17 protein-coding genes are annotated in these 19,714 nt (G+C 46.3%); 5 read left to right on the top strand and 12 right to left on the bottom strand.

Translation table 11 applies throughout. The features are described 5' to 3' along the window. Positions 1 to 249: IS4 family transposase (locus tag AACT18_RS08905; RefSeq protein ID WP_303396196.1), on the top strand; the 249-nt coding region annotated here is incomplete at its 5' end. Positions 250 to 314: 65 nt separating this feature from the next. On the opposite strand, the gene AACT18_RS08900 is transcribed toward AACT18_RS08905, so the two are convergent. From AACT18_RS08900 to AACT18_RS08890, 3 genes are all read right to left on the bottom strand, one after another. After that, on the bottom strand, positions 315 to 1,085 hold the full coding sequence (locus tag AACT18_RS08900; protein WP_010319547.1) for an ABC transporter permease: 771 nt from the start codon (positions 1,083 to 1,085) through the stop codon (positions 315 to 317). Between the two features lie 5 nt (positions 1,086 to 1,090). Then, a complete protein-coding gene (locus AACT18_RS08895) occupies positions 1,091 to 2,011 on the bottom strand; it encodes an ABC transporter ATP-binding protein (RefSeq protein WP_026027559.1) in 921 nt (306 codons plus the stop codon). Between the two features lie 140 nt (positions 2,012 to 2,151). After that, positions 2,152 to 3,819: a SulP family inorganic anion transporter gene (locus tag AACT18_RS08890; protein ID WP_094124037.1), complete on the bottom strand. Its 1,668-nt coding sequence runs from the start codon at positions 3,817 to 3,819 to the stop codon at positions 2,152 to 2,154. Between the two features lie 250 nt (positions 3,820 to 4,069). On the opposite strand from AACT18_RS08890, the gene can reads away from it, so the two are divergent. After that, positions 4,070 to 4,738 (top strand): carbonate dehydratase, encoded by a 669-nt coding sequence (gene can, locus AACT18_RS08885; RefSeq protein ID WP_013857670.1) that lies wholly within the window; start codon positions 4,070 to 4,072, stop codon positions 4,736 to 4,738. Positions 4,739 to 4,822: 84 nt separating this feature from the next. On the opposite strand, the gene hpt is transcribed toward can, so the two are convergent. Further along, positions 4,823 to 5,353, bottom strand: coding sequence for a hypoxanthine phosphoribosyltransferase (gene hpt / locus AACT18_RS08880; protein WP_010319544.1), 531 nt, complete (start codon positions 5,351 to 5,353; stop codon positions 4,823 to 4,825). A gap of 371 nt (positions 5,354 to 5,724) precedes the next feature. Between hpt and AACT18_RS08875 the strand changes: the two genes are divergently transcribed. Further along, the gene (locus AACT18_RS08875; RefSeq protein ID WP_013857672.1) at positions 5,725 to 6,342 is read left to right on the top strand and encodes a LuxR/HapR/OpaR family quorum-sensing transcriptional regulator; all 618 of its coding nucleotides are present in this window, start codon (positions 5,725 to 5,727) and stop codon (positions 6,340 to 6,342) included. Between the two features lie 117 nt (positions 6,343 to 6,459). Here AACT18_RS08875 and lpdA read toward each other — a convergent pair whose 3' ends face one another. The 7 genes from lpdA to xerD all read right to left on the bottom strand — a co-directional run bounded on the left by lpdA (position 6,460) and on the right by xerD (position 17,446). Continuing rightward, positions 6,460 to 7,887 (bottom strand): dihydrolipoyl dehydrogenase, encoded by a 1,428-nt coding sequence (lpdA, locus tag AACT18_RS08870; protein ID WP_013857673.1) that lies wholly within the window; start codon positions 7,885 to 7,887, stop codon positions 6,460 to 6,462. 300 nt (positions 7,888 to 8,187) lie between these two features. Beyond that, a complete protein-coding gene (gene aceF / locus AACT18_RS08865) occupies positions 8,188 to 10,071 on the bottom strand; it encodes a pyruvate dehydrogenase complex dihydrolipoyllysine-residue acetyltransferase (protein WP_088731724.1) in 1,884 nt (627 codons plus the stop codon). An 18-nt stretch (positions 10,072 to 10,089) separates the two neighbouring features. Next, positions 10,090 to 12,765, bottom strand: coding sequence for a pyruvate dehydrogenase (acetyl-transferring), homodimeric type (gene aceE / locus AACT18_RS08860; RefSeq protein WP_013857675.1), 2,676 nt, complete (start codon positions 12,763 to 12,765; stop codon positions 10,090 to 10,092). A 53-nt stretch (positions 12,766 to 12,818) separates the two neighbouring features. After that, positions 12,819 to 13,586, bottom strand: coding sequence for a pyruvate dehydrogenase complex transcriptional repressor PdhR (pdhR, locus tag AACT18_RS08855; RefSeq protein ID WP_013857676.1), 768 nt, complete (start codon positions 13,584 to 13,586; stop codon positions 12,819 to 12,821). Between the two features lie 383 nt (positions 13,587 to 13,969). After that, positions 13,970 to 15,709, bottom strand: coding sequence for a single-stranded-DNA-specific exonuclease RecJ (gene recJ / locus AACT18_RS08850; RefSeq protein WP_094124741.1), 1,740 nt, complete (start codon positions 15,707 to 15,709; stop codon positions 13,970 to 13,972). 41 nt (positions 15,710 to 15,750) lie between these two features. Then, positions 15,751 to 16,524, bottom strand: coding sequence for a thioredoxin fold domain-containing protein (locus AACT18_RS08845; protein ID WP_017045785.1), 774 nt, complete (start codon positions 16,522 to 16,524; stop codon positions 15,751 to 15,753). 13 nt (positions 16,525 to 16,537) lie between these two features. After that, positions 16,538 to 17,446, bottom strand: a complete 909-nt coding sequence (gene xerD, locus AACT18_RS08840; protein WP_013857679.1) for a site-specific tyrosine recombinase XerD — start codon at positions 17,444 to 17,446, stop codon at positions 16,538 to 16,540. Positions 17,447 to 17,598: 152 nt separating this feature from the next. On the opposite strand from xerD, the gene fldB reads away from it, so the two are divergent. Then, the gene (fldB, locus tag AACT18_RS08835; protein ID WP_013857680.1) at positions 17,599 to 18,117 is read left to right on the top strand and encodes a flavodoxin FldB; all 519 of its coding nucleotides are present in this window, start codon (positions 17,599 to 17,601) and stop codon (positions 18,115 to 18,117) included. Positions 18,118 to 18,138: 21 nt separating this feature from the next. On the opposite strand, the gene ampD is transcribed toward fldB, so the two are convergent. Then, positions 18,139 to 18,690: a 1,6-anhydro-N-acetylmuramyl-L-alanine amidase AmpD gene (ampD, locus tag AACT18_RS08830; RefSeq protein WP_202599069.1), complete on the bottom strand. Its 552-nt coding sequence runs from the start codon at positions 18,688 to 18,690 to the stop codon at positions 18,139 to 18,141. A 124-nt stretch (positions 18,691 to 18,814) separates the two neighbouring features. Here ampD and nadC point away from each other — a divergent pair, with 124 nt between their 5' ends. Next, positions 18,815 to 19,702, top strand: a complete 888-nt coding sequence (gene nadC / locus AACT18_RS08825; RefSeq protein WP_017047002.1) for a carboxylating nicotinate-nucleotide diphosphorylase — start codon at positions 18,815 to 18,817, stop codon at positions 19,700 to 19,702. The last annotated feature ends 12 nt before the right edge of the window (positions 19,703 to 19,714 follow it).

Below are 19,714 nucleotides of genomic sequence, written 5' to 3'. Positions count from 1 at the left end.
AGTTGTGAGCCGATATTAAAAGGCAAAGCATGGAAGCTAATGTGGCTAAAGCTAGAAAGAAAAGGGCTACCGAAGGAAGCTCCGGACATATCATGGGCTTACAGAGGTATTGCTCGATTAGGGGGTTGGAAGAATACAAAGCGAACGGGTCGTGCTTCTATAAAGACATTATGGCAAGGATGGTTTAGGTTACAAACCATCCTTGAAGGGTATGAACTGGCTAAGTCTCTTGATTCACCAGACTTGTGATCAAGAGACAGGGTTAGGGTGGGGTGAACCCCCTCCTAGCCTCCCCCTAAAAGGGGGAGGCTCTATTAAGTCCTTAACCCAATACCACGCGAAACCAGATAATGCGCAACCCCATACAGGGCCACTACAAAAATACCAAGCACACTGAACGAGGTAACAATTCCCACATCCGACACACCAAGAAAACCGTAACGGAAGGCATTAACCATGTAGACGATTGGGTTGATTTTCGATACCGCTTGCCAAAAGTCAGGCAATAGGCTGATCGAATAAAATACCCCACCCAAGTAGGTTAATGGGGTCAATACAAAGGTAGGAATAATCGAAATGTCATCAAAGGTTTTAGCAAAAATGGCGTTAATCATGCCGCCTAAAGCGAACACAACAGAGGTGAGAAAAACCGTCGCCGCAATAATCCCCCAATGATCGACCTTGAGATCAACAAAGAACAGCGACACAAGGGTCACTATCGTGCCCACCAGCAAGCCACGCACTACCCCGCCCATCACAAATCCGGCGATAATGACGTAGTTAGGGACAGGCGCAACTAACAACTCTTCGATGTTTTTCTGAAACTTCGCACTAAAGAAAGAAGAGGCGACGTTCGAGTATGAGTTAGTGATCACCGACATCATGATTAAGCCCGGGACAATATATTCCATATAGCTAAAGCCGTTCATCTGGCCAATACGCGAGCCAATTAGGTTGCCAAAAATAATGAAATAGAGCGTCATGGTGATGGCTGGCGGTACTAAGGTTTGCACCCAAATACGCGTAAAACGGTTGATTTCTTTAGTCAGCAAACTGCAAAAAGCCGTCCAATATAAACGATACATCATGATTATCCTCGGCTTTGCTGTTGAACAATACTGACAAACAGCTCTTCAAGGCGGTTCGCTTTGTTGCGCATCGAAAGCACCGTAATTCCCTGTTCTGTTAACTGTGAAAAGACTGAATTTAGCCCTTTCGTTTTCTCCAACTCAATTTGTAACGAACCGTTGAGCATGGTTTGCGAGATCACACCACTGAGTTGTGGCGCTGGCGGAGAATTCTCTGCGATATCTAGAATAAAGGTTTCGAGCTGTAATTTGGCCAGCAAATCCTTCATCGAGGTATTTTCAATAAGCTCACCTCGGTTAATAATGCCGATATTGCGGCACAGCATCTCCGCTTCTTCTAAATAGTGCGTGGTTAAGATAATGGTGATCCCTTGCGCGTTAATTTCGGTTAAGAACTCCCACATCGAACGGCGCAGTTCAATATCGACCCCTGCGGTTGGTTCATCTAAAATCAGTAACTTAGGTTCATGCATTAAGGCTCGAGCAATCATCAAACGGCGTTTCATACCACCAGAAAGATTACGCGCACGCTCTTTACGTTTTTCCCACAAATCGAGTTTTGAGAGGTACTTCTCTGCCCTCTCTTTCGCTAACGCTTTCGTCACGCCGTAATACCCAGCTTGCTGCAGCACTATTTGCTCAACCGTTTCAAACTGGTTGAAGTTGAACTCCTGCGGCACTAAACCAATGTGTTGTTTGGCAAGCTCAAGATCTTTATCAATATCAAAACCAAACACTTTAACGGTGCCAGAGGTTTTATTGACCAGCGAAGAGATAATGCCAATGGTGGTTGATTTCCCGGCTCCATTGGGCCCAAGCAGTGCGTAAAAATCGCCTTTTTCAACCTGTAAACTCACCCCTTTTAGGGCCTCAAACCCACCAGCGTAAGTTTTTCGTAATTGTTCTATTTCTAATGCGTACATTCCACGGAGCACTCTTTGTGATGTTAACCTATCCAATGTGCTGCTAAGGCTCGCGTTTTTCAACCCAATATTAGAAATTGATAAAATAAAAAACGCAGATCCAGCGATCTGCGTAATTCATTCTTGCACAACCTTAACGCTTAACGATTTTGGGCTACCTGCTTAACCGCAGCATTGAGCGCTTCATAACGAAACGAAAAAGTCTGCTCGGTTGGCACCAGATCCAAAATATGAAACTTTTCCAGTTGCTGTTTGGTGTGCACATTTGGGCAAAGTAAGTAGACCGCGCAGTGGGCATCTAAGGCATCATTAATCGCGTTTTCTAAAGCAAGCCCAACCGTCACATCAATCATAGGTACATCAGTAAGATCTAAAATCATCGCTTCATAGTCACTGATGTGATTATGCTGGCGAGCGATCGCTTTAGATACACTAAAAATCATCGGCCCTGAGAGATAAAAAAACAGCACCTTACCATTGGCTTGATCCAATAAAGCTCGTTCGCTGTCAGTCAATGGCACATCGTTTTCATCAGCATCACTAATGGCTTTCACTTGGCGAGCTTGCTCGCGGCTCAAGCGTTCTATGATCAAAATATTTGAGATAAAAACGCCCAAACCAACCGCAACAATCAAATCGACAAAGACAGTTAACAGCATCACGCCATACATGATGGCCATCCCCTGCACACTCACTTTATGCGCGCGTTGGATAAAGCTCCAATCAAGAATATTGAAACCAACATACACCGCAATCCCTGCCAATACCGCCATTGGAATCGGTTCGGTTAAGCCTCCCGCCACCAACACCACTAAGGCTAATACTAAAGCACGAACTACACCCGACAGAGGAGAACGCGCTCCGACCTGAATATTGGTCACCGTACCCATGGTTGCACCTGCACCCGGCAACGCCCCAAATAGCCCTGCTATCATATTGGCGAGCCCTTGCCCTCGCAGTTCTTTATCGGAATCATGCTCTTTACGCGTTAGAGAATCGCCAATTACCGCGGTTAGCAATGTATCAATGCAGCCGAGCGTACCGAGTACTAAAGCGTCAATCACCATGGTGGTGAACATCTCGGCATTAAAGGTTGGGATAACAAAAGAGGGTAAGCCAGCAGGGATCACACCAATACGGCGGATCTCATCGCTATCAAATAACAGTACTGAAATAAGCGTCACCCCAACTAACGCAATCAACTGAACGGGCACTTGTTTGCGATATTGAGCCGGGAGAAAAAATAAAATGCCTAAGGTTAACAAACCAAGAAACAGCTCACTGAACTTCATCTGGCTAATGATCTCGGGCAACGCGGTTAACGTGCCCATAACTCCCCCAGCGGGAGCCGCCTGACCAAGCAGCGGTGACAACTGCAGGATAATCAAAATCACCCCAATTCCTGACATAAAGCCAGAGATCACGCTATAGGGCATTAAGGTGATGTATTTCCCGAGTTTTAAAGTGCCAAGTACAATCTGAAAAGCGCCTGCCATCATGACAACCGTGAAGCTAACTGCAAGCCCTGTTTCAGGGTAACGCGCCACCATGCTGGTTAAAATAGCCGTCATAATGACCGTCATTGGCCCTGTAGGTTCAGAAATTAATGTAGATGAACCACCAAACAAGGCAGCAAACAGCCCCACCAATATTGCTCCCCAAAGCCCTGCTTCTGCCCCCGCACCAGACGCCACACCAAAAGCCAAGGCAAGTGGCAGTGAAATAATCGCGGTCGTGACGCCACCAAAGACGTCACCTTTTAGGTCGATATCGGCAAAACGGCCTCTAAACACAATGCTTTTCCTCATACTCAAAATAGGTTGTCTCACTCTAACAAATCATCATTCTAATCATTAACCATTATTTTACATGTGATTGATTCTCTGTTGACCATCCAAATAGCGATGGAAGCAGTTTAATTTTTTTACTAGGAAAACTCGTCAGATGAGTGAGTGTTTTGTCATTTTATAAGAGAACAGAATTGTAACATTGTGTATAGTCAGGCCTATTCTTGCGCATTACCATTGATGCGATTGAACTATTTTTAAGGGAAGTGAGATGCCAGAACTGAAACAGCTTTTTGAAAATAACTCACGTTGGTCTGAATCGATTAAGGCTGAACGTCCTGAGTACTTTGCAAAACTCGCTCGCGGGCAAGACCCAGATTTTCTATGGATTGGTTGTTCTGATAGCCGAGTTCCGGCCGAGCGTTTAACTGGGCTTTATTCTGGTGAGCTGTTTGTACACCGCAACGTTGCAAACCAAGTGATTCACACTGACCTTAACTGCCTTTCTGTGGTGCAGTACGCGGTTGACGTACTGAAGGTCAAGCACATCATCATCTGCGGACACTATGACTGTGGTGGCGTCAACGCAGCGATTGATAACCCACCACTGGGCTTGATCAACAACTGGTTACTGCACGTGCGTGACTTATACCTTAAACACCGTACCTACTTAGATGCAATGCCAGAACAAGATAAAGCCGACAAATTGTGCGAAATCAACGTTGCCGAGCAAGTGTATAATTTAGGTAACTCAACCGTACTGCAAAACGCATGGGAGCGCGGCCAAGATGTCGAGCTGCATGGCGTAGTCTACGGTATTGAAGACGGACGTTTGGAATACTTAGGCGTTCGCTGCGATTCACGTGAGCGAGTCAACGACACCTATCAAAAAGCGATGGAAAAAATTCTTAATGCGCAACATAACTTGCTGTGTCGATAACAGCGTATTAATTGCCGTTAAAACTGATAGTTAAAAATACAGAATGCCCACTATTTAGTGGGCATTCTATTATCGCTGGCAAAATTACGCTTGCGGCACAACTTTACCAATGTAAGGTAGGTGACGATATTTTTGCGCGTAGTCGATACCTACGCCCACGACAAATTCATCTGGGATTTCAAAACCGATCCACTTGACCTCTACAGGTACTTCACGGCGTGAAGGCTTATCCAGTAAAGTACAAATGTGAATGGATTTAGGTTCACGTAAAGACAAAATTTCTTTTACTTTATTTAGTGTATTACCCGTATCAATAATGTCTTCTACCAGCAACACATCTTTACCTTTAATGTCATCATCCAGATCTTTCAGAATGCGCACATCACGTGAGCTTTGCATCGTGTTGCCATAGCTTGACGCGGTCATAAAATCGACTTGATGAACTAAGTCGATCGCGCGAGCTAAGTCTGCCATGAAGACAAATGAGCCGCGCAACAAGCCCACCAGCACCAGATCTTCACTACCTTGGTAATGCTCTGTGATTTGTTTGCCTAATTCACGAATTCGTTCCTGAACCACTTGCTCAGAAATCATCACTTCAACTGTATGTTTCATACTGTTCTCTTTTCGGGTGATGCGACACGCTACGATCATCGCAGTTTAATGATGGCGTCGCGTAACTAGCTTGGCGCGTATAGTACCACTGCCACACAGGATAGTTAAATAATTAGCAAAACTCTGGATATGATGAAATAAAGCTCCTACGCTGCCGCAGACACGCTCACCACAAATACGCCACATCAATAAAAGATACAATAAAACACGTTGAATCCGATGGGATTTAACACGATCGCACAAAAAACAAACTCGAAACGTTGACCTCAACCATATGCAGCAGTACACTCATAAAGCTTTAAAGCAACTAACAAAATAATCATTAGAGCGAAAAGCTCAATTCAACAGTCATTGGCAAGGATTAACAACTCATGGAAACATCGATAGAAAAACGCCCCAGAACTCGCTTATCACCACAAAAACGCAAACTTCAACTGATGGAAATCGCCCTTGAAGTGTTTGCTACACGGGGAATAGGCCGAGGTGGCCACGCAGATATTGCTGAAATCGCCCAAGTTTCAGTCGCTACTGTCTTTAACTACTTTCCAACCCGAGAAGATTTAGTCGACGACGTACTCACTCATGTTGTACGTCAGTTTTCAAACTTCCTCGCAGATAATATTGATCTTGATTTGCATGCAAAAGATAACTTAACCAACATCACCACTAAGATGATTTCTCTTGTGATTGAAGATTGTCACTGGTTAAAAGTATGGTTTGAATGGAGCGCTTCAACGCGCGAAGAAGTGTGGCCACTTTTTGTCTCCACCAACCGTACTAATCAACTTTTGGTACAAAATATGTTTATCAAAGCCATTGAACGTGGCGAAGTGTGCGATCGGCATGAACCAGAACATCTTGCTACGCTCTTTCTTGGTATCTTCTACTCACTGTTTGTACAAGCAAATCGTATACAAGACGAAGCCAGCATGGGTGTACTCGTGAAAAGCTACCTCAGCATGCTCTGCATCTATAAAAAAGATCACTAGGCTTAACTTCCTAGTCTCTGAATTATGAGCATAAAAAAACCGCTGAATTCAGCGGTTTTTACTATTTAACTAACCAGCAATTTAATGAACCGGCAATTTAACGCATCAGCGTTGAAGTTACTTTTTCTTCTTCGCTTTTGCGTTTGGCAGATCAGTAATCGTGCCTTCAAATACTTCTGCAGCAAGGCCTACCGATTCATGTAACGTTGGGTGAGCATGAATCGTCAAAGCGATATCTTCTGCATCACAACCCATCTCGATAGCCAAACCGATTTCACCAAGCAGTTCGCCGCCGTTAGTACCAACGATAGCGCCACCAATCACGCGGTGAGTCTCTTTATCAAAGATAAGCTTAGTCATACCGTCAGCACAATCAGAAGCGATAGCACGGCCAGAAGCTGCCCATGGGAATGTCGCGACTTCGTAGTTAATGCCTTCTGCTTTGGCTTCTTTTTCAGTTTTACCAACCCAAGCCACTTCTGGCTCAGTGTACGCAATTGAAGGGATAACTTTAGGATCGAAGTAGTGCTTCTTACCAGAAATTACTTCTGCCGCTACGTGGCCTTCATGCACACCTTTGTGCGCCAACATTGGTTGACCAACGATATCACCGATCGCGAAGATATGAGGAACGTTAGTACGCATTTGCTTATCAACATTGATAAAGCCGCGCTCATCCACTTCAATACCTGCTTTTTCAGCATCCATCAGCTTACCGTTTGGTACACGGCCGATAGCAACAAGAACGGCATCATAACGCTCAGCTTGCGCTGGTGCTTTTTTGCCTTCCATTGAAACGTAGATACCATCTTCTTTTGCTTCAACAGCGGTTACTTTGGTTTCAAGCATCAGGTTAAATTTGTCTTTGATACGTTTGGTGTAGACTTTAACCATGTCTTTATCCGCCGCTGGGATAAGTTGGTCAAACATCTCAACCACATCAATCTTAGAACCTAGCGAGTGGTAAACCGTCGCCATTTCTAGACCGATGATACCACCACCCATGATCAACAGTTTTCCAGGAACTTCTTTCAGTTCAAGTGCATCCGTTGAATCCCAAATGCGTGGGTCTTCATGAGGAATGAATGGCAGTTTAATTGGACGAGAACCAGCTGCAACGATGGCGTTATCAAAGTTAACCACGGTTTTGCCGTCTTCACCTTCAACTTCAATGGCGTTAGGGCCAGTAAATTTGCCGAAACCGTTCACGACAGTCACTTTGCGCATCTTCGCCATGCCGCCAAGACCGCCCGTTAACTGGTTGATAACTTTTTCTTTCCAAAGGCGGATTTTATCGATGTCCGTTTGTGGTTCACCAAACACAATACCGTGCTGGGCCAATGCTTTCGCTTCTTCGATAACTTTTGCAACGTGCAGCAACGCTTTTGATGGGATACAACCCACGTTCAAACACACACCGCCAAGGGTGCTGTAGCGTTCAACAAGTACTGTTTCAAGACCTAAGTCTGCACAGCGGAATGCAGCGGAGTAACCAGCAGGACCGGCACCAAGTACGACGACTTGGGCTTTGATTTCTTTGCTCATTTTGACCTCTTGTAGTCATTATCCCTAACAGGCTGAGTGGATGTTCTCGTTGTTTTTAGTGTTTAATCCAATGAATTAAACCCATGACTGAGCCAATTACTTAAAACAAATGAATTAAAACGAATTATTTTCAGACCGCAACAGTTTACAGAGATGTTAATGGTGTGAAAAGTAAATCCATTTAGCCTGTGAGCTAGACGACAATTCGATTAAGAAAAAACCCTTCATAATCCAATTGTTCAATTATTCGTGTTAACAAGGGCGGCTTTAACGGCCGCCCTCTCTTTCACTAAACTTGGCTTACAGAACCAGACGACGAATGTCTGATAGCGCGCCATTTAGGAATGTGATGAAACGCGCACCTTCCGCACCATCAATCACACGGTGATCGTATGACAGTGATAGTGGCAGTTGTAGGCGTGGTTCGAACTCTTTACCGTTCCACACTGGCTTAAACTCAGACTTAGATACCCCAAGGATACCGACTTCTGGCGCGTTAACGATAGGCGTAAACGCTGTACCGCCGATGCCACCTAAGCTAGAGATAGTGAAACAGCCACCTTGCATGTCTGCAGCGGTCAGTTTACCTGCACGGGCTTTCTTCGATACTTCAGCCAGCTCTCTTGATAGCTCATAAATACCTTTTTTGTTCACATCTTTGAAGACAGGAACAACAAGACCATTTGGCGTATCAACAGCAATACCCACGTTCACGTACTTCTTCAGAATCAAGCTTTCGCCATCTTCAGAAAGTGAAGAGTTAAACGATGGGAATGCTTCTAGTGCTTTCGCTACCGCTTTCATGATGAACACCAGTGGGGTGATCTTCATGCCAGTGTCGTTCTTCGCTTCAATCGCATTTTGCTCTTTACGGAAGTTCTCAAGCTCGGTGATATCCGCATTATCCCATTGGGTAACGTGTGGGATCATCACCCAGTTACGATGCAAGTTAGCACCAGAGATCTTCTTAATACGTGAAAGCGGTTTTACTTCTGTGTCACCAAACTTGCTGAAGTCCACTTTTGGCCAAGGTAGCAAGCCAAGCGCGGCGCCATCACCTTTACCAGAAGCCACTGCGGCAGAACCCGATTCAAGACGCTTCAGCGCTTCTTTCACGTAGTTTTGCACGTCTTCTTTTAGGATGCGGCTCTTACGGCCAGAACCTTTGACTTTCGCTAGGTTAACACCAAATTCACGCGCAATACGGCGTACAACCGGTGATGCGTGAGAGTACTCATTGTTCTCTTCAAACTCGGCAGGTGCTGCCACCGCTGATTTTACCGCTTCCGCTTTTGGCGCTGATGCGGCTGGAGCCGCTGCTTGCGCAGGGGCCGCTACGGCAACGGGCGCTGCACCGGCAACTTCAAACACCATGATAAGAGAGCCTGTTGACACTTTATCGCCAGCTGCAACTTTGATTTCTTTCACAACACCAGCAAACGGCGCAGGAACTTCCATTGATGCTTTATCACCTTCAACGGTGATAAGAGACTGCTCTTCACTCACGGTATCGCCAACCGCCACCATGATTTCCGTCACTTCGACTTCATCACCACCGATATCCGGTACGTGGATCTCTTTTGCTGCCGAAGCGGCTGGTGCTGCAGCTACAGGTGCTGCCACTTGAGCAGAGGCTGCCGCCGGAGCGGAACCCGCCACTTCAAAGATCATCACCAGTGAGCCTGTCGATACTTTATCGCCAGCGGCCACTTTGATCTCTTTCAGTACACCAGCAAATGGAGCCGGTACTTCCATTGAGGCTTTGTCACCTTCAACCGTCAGTAGAGATTGCTCTTCTGCGATTGAATCGCCGACTGCGACCATGATTTCAGTGACTTCCACTTCATCACCGCCGATATCTGGCACGTGAACTTCTTTAAGCTCAGCGACAGCCGCGGCAGCAGGAGCCGCAACTGGTGCAGCTTCCACTGCTGGCGCTGCGACCGCTGCGCCTTCTGCTTCAAAAATCATGATAAGTGAACCGGTCGATACTTTATCGCCAGCGACTACTTTGATTTCTTTTACAATACCCGCTTGAGAAGCCGGTACTTCCATAGAAGCCTTATCACCTTCTACAGTAATAAGAGATTGCTCTTCTTCAACCTTGTCGCCAACGCTGACAAGAATCTCAGTAACTTCAACCTCATCCGCACCAATATCCGGTACATTAATTTCGATTGCCATTATTCTTTCCTACCTTAATTAAGCGTATAGCGGGTTTGTTTTTTCAGTATCGATGTTGAATTTCTTAATCGCTTCAACCACAACTGATTTCTCAACATCACCACGTTTCGCTAGTTCGCTTAGCGCGGCAACCACCACGTAACCTGCGTTCACTTCGAAGTGACGACGTAGGTTTTCACGGCTATCAGAACGACCAAAACCATCAGTACCTAGTACTTTGTATGATTCAGCCGGGATAAACGCACGCGCTTGCTCAGCGTAGTTTTTCATGTAGTCAGTTGCTGCGATGGCAGGCTCGCTACCCATTACCGTTTGAATATAAGGTACTTGCGGCTGCGCTTCAGGGTGAAGCATGTTGTAACGCTCACATGCTTGGCCATCACGAGTCACTTCATTGAATGATGTTACTGAGTAAACATCTGAAGCCACACCGTACTCATCACTTAAGATTTGAGCCGCTTTGCGCACTTCGTTCATGATCGTACCTGAGCTCATTAACTGAACTTTACCTTTAGAGCCAGTCGTTCCTTGTGGAGCGTAGCTTTCTAATTTGTAGATACCTTTACGAATACCTTCTTCAGCGCCTTGTGGCATTTCAGGCATTGCGTAGTTCTCGTTCATCAGCGTTAGGTAGTAGAACACGTTCTCTTGATCGCCATACATGCGGCGAATACCGTCTTGCATGATGACTGCAACTTCGTAAGCAAATGTTGGATCGTAAGAAAGACAGTTAGGAACCGTTGCCGCCAATATGTGCGAGTGACCATCTTCGTGCTGTAGACCTTCACCGTTCAGCGTCGTACGACCAGCGGTAGCGCCCAATAGGAAACCACGTGCTTGTTGGTCACCTGCCATCCATGCCATGTCGCCAACGCGTTGGAAACCAAACATAGAGTAGTAGATGTAGAACGGAATCATTGGCAGATCGTTTGTCGAGTATGAAGTTGCAGCAGCAACCCATGAAGACATAGCACCCAGCTCGTTGATCCCTTCTTGCAGTACCTGACCTGAAGTCGCTTCTTTATAGTAAGAAACGATGTCGCGGTCTTGAGGAGTGTAGTTCTGACCGTGCGGGTTATAGATACCGATTTGACGGAACAGACCTTCCATACCGAAAGTACGTGCTTCATCTGCAATGATTGGCACAATATTTTTACCAATGCTCTTATCTTTGAGCAAAATGTTCAACGCACGGACAAACGCCATTGTGGTTGAGATTTCACGTTTTTGCTCTTCAAGCAGAGGCTTGAACTCTTCAACCGCTGGAATCACAAGTTCTTGAGTGAACTTAGGCAAGCGTTGAGGTGTGTAACCTTTTAGCGCTTTACGGCGAGCGTGTAAGTATTCGTGCTCTTTCGAGCCTTCTGCCAATGTTAGGTATGGCAACTCTTTCACAGCTTCATCCGTCAGAAGATCTTGTAGACCAAGACGATCACGCAGTTGCAGCACGTGAGTCATGTCCATTTTCTTCACTTGGTGAGCGATGTTCTTACCTTCTGCCGCTTCACCCATGCCGTAACCTTTAACGGTCTTCGCCAGAATCACGGTTGGCTTGCCTTTCGTGTCTTGAGCATTAGTAAAGGCTGCGTACAGTTTAGAAGACTCGTGACCACCACGCTTCAGCGCGAAAATTTGATCGTCAGTCATATCAGCAACAAGCGCCGCTGTTTCTGGGTATTTACCAAAGAAGTGTTTACGCACGTAAGCACCATCTTTCGCTTTAAATGTTTGGTAGTCACCATCGATGGTTTCGTTCATCAACTGAAGCAGCTTACCTGTGGTGTCTTTCGCCAGTAGAGAATCCCAGTTGTTACCCCAAATCACTTTAACAACGTTCCAACCTGCACCTTTAAATAGGCCTTCAAGTTCTTGGATGATCTTACCGTTACCCATGACTGGGCCGTCTAGACGTTGCAAGTTACAGTTGATAAGGAAACATAGGTTATCAAGCTTCTCACGAGCGGCGAATGAAATCGCACCGCGTGATTCTGGCTCATCCATCTCGCCATCACCTAGGAACGCGTATACACGCTGTTCAGAAGTGTCTTTCATACCACGGCCATCAAGATATTTGAGGAAACGCGCTTGATAGATTGCAGAAATTGGACCCAGACCCATAGATACGGTCGGGAATTGCCAGAATTCAGGCATCAATTTCGGGTGTGGGTAGGAAGGAATACCTTTGCCATCCACTTCTTGGCGGAAGTTGTCAAGTTGCTCAGCCGTTAGGCGGCCTTCAACGAACGCACGTGCGTAGATCCCTGGAGAGATGTGACCTTGATAATAAACCAAGTCACCGCCATCTTTTTCATTAGGCGCACGGAAGAAGTGGTTAAAACATGTTTCGTAGAACGAAGCAGAAGACTGGAATGACGCCATGTGGCCGCCAAGATCGAGGTCTTTTTTCGATGCACGTAGAACGATCATAATCGCGTTCCAACGGATGATTGAGCGAATGCGACGCTCAAGCGTTGTGTCACCTGGGTATGCTGGTTCTTGCGCAGCTGGAATGGTGTTGATGTAGTTCGTGGTAATACCGGTTGGCATATCAACACCGTCTAGACGTGCTTTATCTAGAATTTGCTCAAGTAAGAACTGAGCGCGTTCTACACCTTCTTCACGTACAACTGACTCAAGGGCGGCTAGCCATTCCTGAGTTTCCAGTGCATCTACGTCATGCTTCATGTCAGACATGGCGATCTATCCTTCTATTGGTTGGATCTATAAAACAAGCAATTCGCCGTAGGTTACGACTCATTACCCTGCTGAATTCGGCGCAACGAACGCTCACGACGAGACTCTTCTTTGGTCAAATCCAGCAATGTTTCTTCGATATAAGCTAAGTGAGAATGGGACATTTCGCGCGCCTTTTCCGGCTGACCAGAAACGATCGCATCCACGATATTAGCTCGGTGTCTACTTACTTTCTCCACCACTTCATGGCGGCGGTGTAATAGTTTTAAATTCTGTAGAACATTTTGCTCAAGCAAAGGAGCGAGGCTGCGAACAATATGCAAAAGCACCACGTTGTGGGCCGCTTCAGTAAGAGCGACTAAAAACGCGACCACCGCAGACGCTTCTGCTTCGACCTCTTTTTTCGCTTGTTGTTCACCAATTCTCGCCAAACAGGCTTGAATGCGAGCAAAATCTTCCTCAGTACCACGCAATGCTGCGAAATAAGCTGAAATACCTTCCATCGCGTGGCGCGATTCCAATAGATCGAGCTGGGTTTCAGAGTGGCTAGACAATAAATTTAGCAGAGGATCAGAAAAACTCTGCCAAATGTTCTCACTGACAAACGTACCTCCACCTTGACGGCGGGTTAATAAACGCTTGGCTTCGAGGCGTTGAATGGCTTCACGAATGGATGGACGAGACACCTCGAACTGTTTTGCCAGTTCTCGTTCTGGAGGCAATTGTTGCCCCGGAGAGAGTGTTCCTTCCACTATCAGCCTTTCTAACTCCTGTTCAATTACATCAGAGAGTTTTGGCTGACGAATCCTTTGATAAGCCATAATTTATTATTCTTCTACTCTTTGCAGTCAATTGGTAATACCAATTTTAAGTTGGTGCAGAAATTAACATAATTAAAACGTAGCTGTCCAGCCAAAAGTTGACCTAAATCATAGAACAGCCCACGCTTAAACACTTTGATAACAATAGTCGATTAAAACAGCAATATTATTGGTCAGACCAATTACAAAATGAATACAGATGGGGAAATGATGGGCTAGAAATGGGGAAACATTCTTTGTCATCTACCCTTTCAAGAGGAAACATTCTTTGGCTCCTCCCCCTTCTAGGGGGAGGGAATGTAAGAGCAAACATTGGTTGGGACCTCCCCTTTCTAGGGGAGGGAGATCATGTCACGCATCGAAGGAAGAGAAATATCAAGCCGTTACTTCGCTTCGAGGTGATCAATCATCAATTGCAATGACTGATTGCCGCGAAACTCATTAATATCAAGCTTATACGCAAGACGCACCGTTTTCACCGACGCATCTGGCCAGCGTCTTAAATCGACATTAAAAGCAATGCCATCGATCATAATGTTGGTTGGGTGGCCTTTGAATAACGGCTCAAGCATCAGTTTCAAATGCTTTTCTCCTACCAGCTTTTGGTGCAATAGTTTGAACTCACCGTCAAAGAGAGGCTCAGGAAACGCCTGCCCCCAGGGGCCACCGGAACGCAAGGTTTCAGCGGTGTGCATCGAGAACTCTTCAGGTGTTAACTCCCCGTCGGATAAAATCACGCCCTTGAGCGCGCTTTCATCTAACTCGCGACGTACAGCTTGATCAAACAGCTCAGCAAAACGCTCAAACTCTTTTTCGGCAATAGTTAAACCTGCCGCCATCGCGTGACCACCAAATTTGACGATTAAACCGGGGTTTTGTGTATCAATGCGATCCAGCACATCGCGCATGTGTAACCCAGCAACAGAGCGGCATGACCCTTTGATACTGCCATCGCCACCATCGGCAAACGCAATCACAGGGCGATGATATTTATCTTTAATACGTGAGGCTAAAATACCAATCACACCTTGGTGCCAATCGCGTTGAAACAGCACTAAACCGTGCGGCAATTCGCTATTTTCACTCAGTTGTAAGCGCTCACAAAAAGCCAGCGCTTCTTGCTTCATCCCCTCTTCAATCTCTTTACGAGTTTGGTTAAGGCTATCCAGCTCACTGGCCATTCTACGCGCAGCGTGAATGTCATTGCACATTAGCAGCTCAACGCCAAATGACATATCATCCAAGCGCCCTGCCGCATTGATGCGTGGCCCTAACGCAAAGCCAAAATCCGAGGCAACTAAACGCCTCGCGTCACGTTTAGCAACCTCAATCAAAGCTTGAATACCCGGCCTTGCATGCCCGGCGCGAATGCGTTGCAAACCTTGATGCACTAAAATGCGGTTGTTTTCATCGAGCGGCACAACATCAGCGACAGTACCCAGTGCGACTAAGTCAATCAGCTCCATCAACTTGGGTTCACTCATACCTTGTCGAGTAAACCAGCCGTTTTTTCGCATATGCACGCACAGCGCCATCATCAAATAGAAAGCCACCCCTACGCCAGCTAATGCCTTCGAGGGAAACGGGCAGTTAGCCAAATTGGGATTCACCATCGCATCAACCTCTGGCAACTCGTGTCCCGGTAAATGGTGATCGGTCACCAAGACGGTCAGCCCTTGCTGCTTGGCATAACGCACCCCGTCGATAGAGGAGACGCCGTTATCGACCGTCATGATCATCTGCGCGCCAAGCTCAATCGCTTGATCGACCACTTCAGGGCTTAAGCCATAACCATCTTCAAAACGGTTAGGCACGAGATAGTCCACATTGTTCGATCCCAACATTCGCAACGCCAAAACAGATAAGGCGCAACTGGTTGCGCCATCAGCATCAAAATCCCCGACGACTATGATGCGCTGCTGCTGCTCAATGGCGTAAAAAAGTAGTTGTACCGCTTGCTCTATACCACCTAATTGTTGGTAGGAATGCAGTGCTTTCGCAGCCTTGTCGAGTTGTTCAAGGTTCGTGATACCACGGTTGATATAGATACGTTTAAGCAGTGTAGGAATCGTGTCAGGGAGTTGCGAAAGATCGGGGGCTGGTCTTTGTTTTATTTCAATCATAAATCAGCGGGCTCAAGAACACTCAAGCCCGACTCCTAAAGTTATTGAATCTGCTGAAGGCGTTGCAACAATTGCTCTGGTGGTAAATAACCGCCAACCATTTCGCCATTCGGTAGGAAAATCGCAGGCGTGCCGTTGATGCCTAACTCACGCCCGAGCTGATAGTGTTTGGTAATCAACTGCTTAGCTTGTTGGATGTTCTGCCCTGCTTCTGGCAATTGATGATTGGTTTTTGCCTCATTCATCGCTGCCATTTTATCATCTGCATTCCAGATAGCGGCCATCTGATCAGCTACCTGCCCCGTAACGCCTTGACGCGGGTAAGCCATGTAGCGCACGGTGATCCCTAAATCGTTATACCCTTTCATTTGACTATGCAAACGAGTGCAATAACCACAGGTAATATCAGTAAAAACAGTCACCACGTATTTTTCATTGGCGGCTTTGTATTCGATCATACTCGATTCAAACTGCGCGATCTTCGCCGCATTAACGGGCGCTTGGCGTTTGGCTAACACATCGACATAACCACCATTCTTATCTAATTCATACAAGGTTCCGGCGATAAAATGGCTCGCGTCAGGCGCAGAAAACAGCACGCCACCGGAAGTTTGCACTTCAATCACTCCCGGAATATCAGAGGCTTGAACACTCAGCACTTCCAATCCGAGTTTAGAAAAACGTTGTTCAAAAACCGTTTTATCAAGCGCAGCCGCTTGCACAGCCGTTGACGTCACTTGCTCTGTGGTTTCGGCGTTACACGCCACAGCAAAAAGTGGCAATGTAAGAAGAGTCAGTTGGCGTAATACGCTCATTAAATTCACCTTTTCAAGCCCTTGGATGGTGCTCGCTATGTAATTGTTTAAGTCGCTCAGTCGCAACATGAGTATAAATTTGCGTGGTCGATAAGTCACTATGACCGAGCAGCATTTGCACTACACGCAAATCGGCACCGTAATTGAGTAGATGCGTGGCAAAAGCATGCCTTAATACGTGTGGAGAGAGTTTTTCCACATCGATTTGTGCGATCACTGCGTAGTGTTTAATTCGGTGCCAAAAGGTTTGACGAGTCATCTGCCTTGCTCGTCGGCTGGGGAAAACCACATCCGACGTTTGTTCGCCCAGCAGAGTAGACCGCCCTTGTTCAAGAAAAGTTTCAATCCAATCAACGGCATTTTCGCCCATCGGTACAAGACGCTCTTTGCCACCTTTACCAATCACTCTTACTACGCCTTGACGTAAACTGATATTTTCCATGGTCAGTGAAACCAATTCGGTCACCCGTAGCCCTGTTGCATACAAGAGTTCCAACATCGCTCTGTCACGTAATTCTAGAGGATTATTGGTATCGGGAGCATTCAATAGATCTTCCACTTGCTGCTCAGATAAATCTTTAGGCAGACGCTGTGGCAATTTAGGGCTAATTAAGAGTGCGCTCGGATCATCGCCGCGGAGTTTCTCACGGTGCAGATATTGAAATAAACGACGAATCGCCGACAACATACGCGCCCGCGAGGTTTGCTTATAGTCTTGATCAGCGAGCCACGCTTGGTACTGCTGCAAACCAGTGACACTAATAAAATCGAGGCGATAATTATTGTGCTGCATCCATTGCAACAATTTCGTCAGATCATTGCGATACGATGAGAGCGTGTTTTCAGCTAAACCACGCTCCATCCACATCGCATCTAAAAACTGTTCCACAACCCCTTGATCAGGAGAAATATATTCAGACACATCAAACCTCTGTGGTGAAAATCGAGTTGCTCAGGTTATGTGAGCCACTGGTTTAATACCATAAAAAAACATCATCGGCAGGATAATCGCTGCAAAGCGCGTCATTTTATGGTTAGAATTCACTATTCTTGATTTAAAACGAACACAAAATTATGAAGATCGGTCTTTTTTACGGCTCAACAACTTGTTATACCGAAATGGCAGCAGAGAAGATCCGTGCGCTCATCGGTGAGGATTTGGTGGAGATTCACAATGTGAAAGAAACGCCACTCTCTTTGATGAGCAACTATGATCTTTTAATACTGGGCATCTCAACTTGGGACTTTGGCGAAATCCAAGAAGATTGGAGCGCAATATGGGATCAAATCGGTGGCGTGTCGCTAAACGGCAAGTACGTCGCATTATTCGGCTTAGGCGATCAAGAAGGTTATGGCGAATGGTACCTCGATGCGATGGGGATGCTGCATGATGAGCTAAAACAAATTGGCGCTCAATTGATTGGCTACTGGCCCAACCAAGGCTACCATTTTGAAGCGTCAAAAGCCCTAACGAAAGATGGCCGCCACTTTGTTGGTCTCGCACTCGATGAAGATTCGCAATACGAGCAAAGCGACGAACGCATTCAATGCTGGGTTGAGCAAATTTTAGTGGAATATCACGATTCGATTTAATTCGTTGTTCGCTATTTGTTGTTAGTCATTTGTTGCCAACAAGGCTCGATAGCACCGCCAATCAAATACCAAACCGGGGTCAGTTTTGCGTAATGGCGCAATGTATTGATGCCCGGTGATGCGTTGATTGGTGATGAGCGGATAACGCCGCTGCAATGCACACGTCAAAGTCGCTAAGGCTTGATATTGCGCAGGTGTATAAGCCGTCTCATCGCTCCCTTCCAATTCAATCCCTATCGAATAATCATTACATTTTGCACGGCCAGCGAAACTTGACTGGCCCGCATGCCAAGCTCTGGCATTAAATGGCACAAATTGCACTACTTCTCCCTCTCGTCGAATGAGGCAGTGAGCCGAGACGCGCATCTGGTGGATGGTTTGAAAAAAAGGGTGTTGATTCGGGTCAAGCGTGCCAGTGAAAAACTGCTCAATATATGGGCCGCCGAACTGGCCCGGAGGCAAGCTGATATTATGTACCACCAGCAATGAAATATCTTGCGCATCGCTTCGCTGATCATAAAACGGCGATGGCACTCGACGTGCGCTTTGATACCAACCCTTTTTATCGATCATCAGTTGACCCCTTACACTCACACAAAAATGAACCTTAGCCAGAGGAAATGCGAGATTAGTGGCTGAATTTGAGTAAAACTCAGCGTATCATTCTCACTCTGTTCAACACCATATTAGATTTGCGATGAAAAATACACACAACAGCCAACAACGCCTTGATTATCTGAAACAGCAACTCCCATTGGAAATTACTCGTGCCGTTAGCGATGCACTCAGAGAAGATCTCGGTGGCAGCTTGGATGCGACTGCTGATATCACCGCAAACCTTATTCCAGCGGATGCGCGTAATAGCGCGACTCTCATCACCCGTGAACATGGCGTATTTTGTGGCCAAGCATGGGCAGAGGAAGTCTTCAAACAACTTGGTGGTGAAGTGAAAATTGACTGGCATGTCCAAGATGGTGATCAAGTTAAGCCAAACCAAGTTTTGTGCACTCTTGAAGGTCCAGCTCGCGCGCTGCTGACTGGTGAACGCAATGCGATGAACTTCATTCAAACCTTGTCAGGTTGCGCCAGCATTACTGCTCAGTATGCCAAACAGCTAGAAGGCACCGAATGCCGACTACTTGATACACGCAAAACTATCCCTGGCCTGCGCAGCGCACTGAAATATGCTGTCGCGTGTGGCGGCGGCTTTAACCATCGTATTGGCGTGTTTGATGCTTATTTAATTAAAGAAAATCATATCATTGCTTGTGGCGGTATTACCCAAGCCATCAGCACCGCTAAACAGCTCAACCCCGGTAAACCTGTCGAAGTCGAAACCGAAAGCTTGCAAGAGTTAGAAGAGGCGATTCAAGCGGGTGCTGACATCATTATGCTGGATAATTTTAGCATTGAGATGATGCGCGAAGCGGTAGCAATTAACGCAGGCCGCGCGGCTTTAGAAAATTCTGGTAACGTCACATTAGAAACCATTGGCGATTACGCGCGAACCGGTGTCGATTACATCTCAGTCGGCGCGCTGACTAAGCACATTAAAGCACTCGATCTCTCAATGCGCTTTCAGTAATTAATTACATCA

The organism is Vibrio sp. V04_P4A5T148, assembly GCF_963875605.1.
GTDB lineage: Bacteria > Pseudomonadota > Gammaproteobacteria > Enterobacterales > Vibrionaceae > Vibrio > Vibrio anguillarum.
This window is presented reverse-complemented; position numbering and strand designations above follow the sequence as displayed.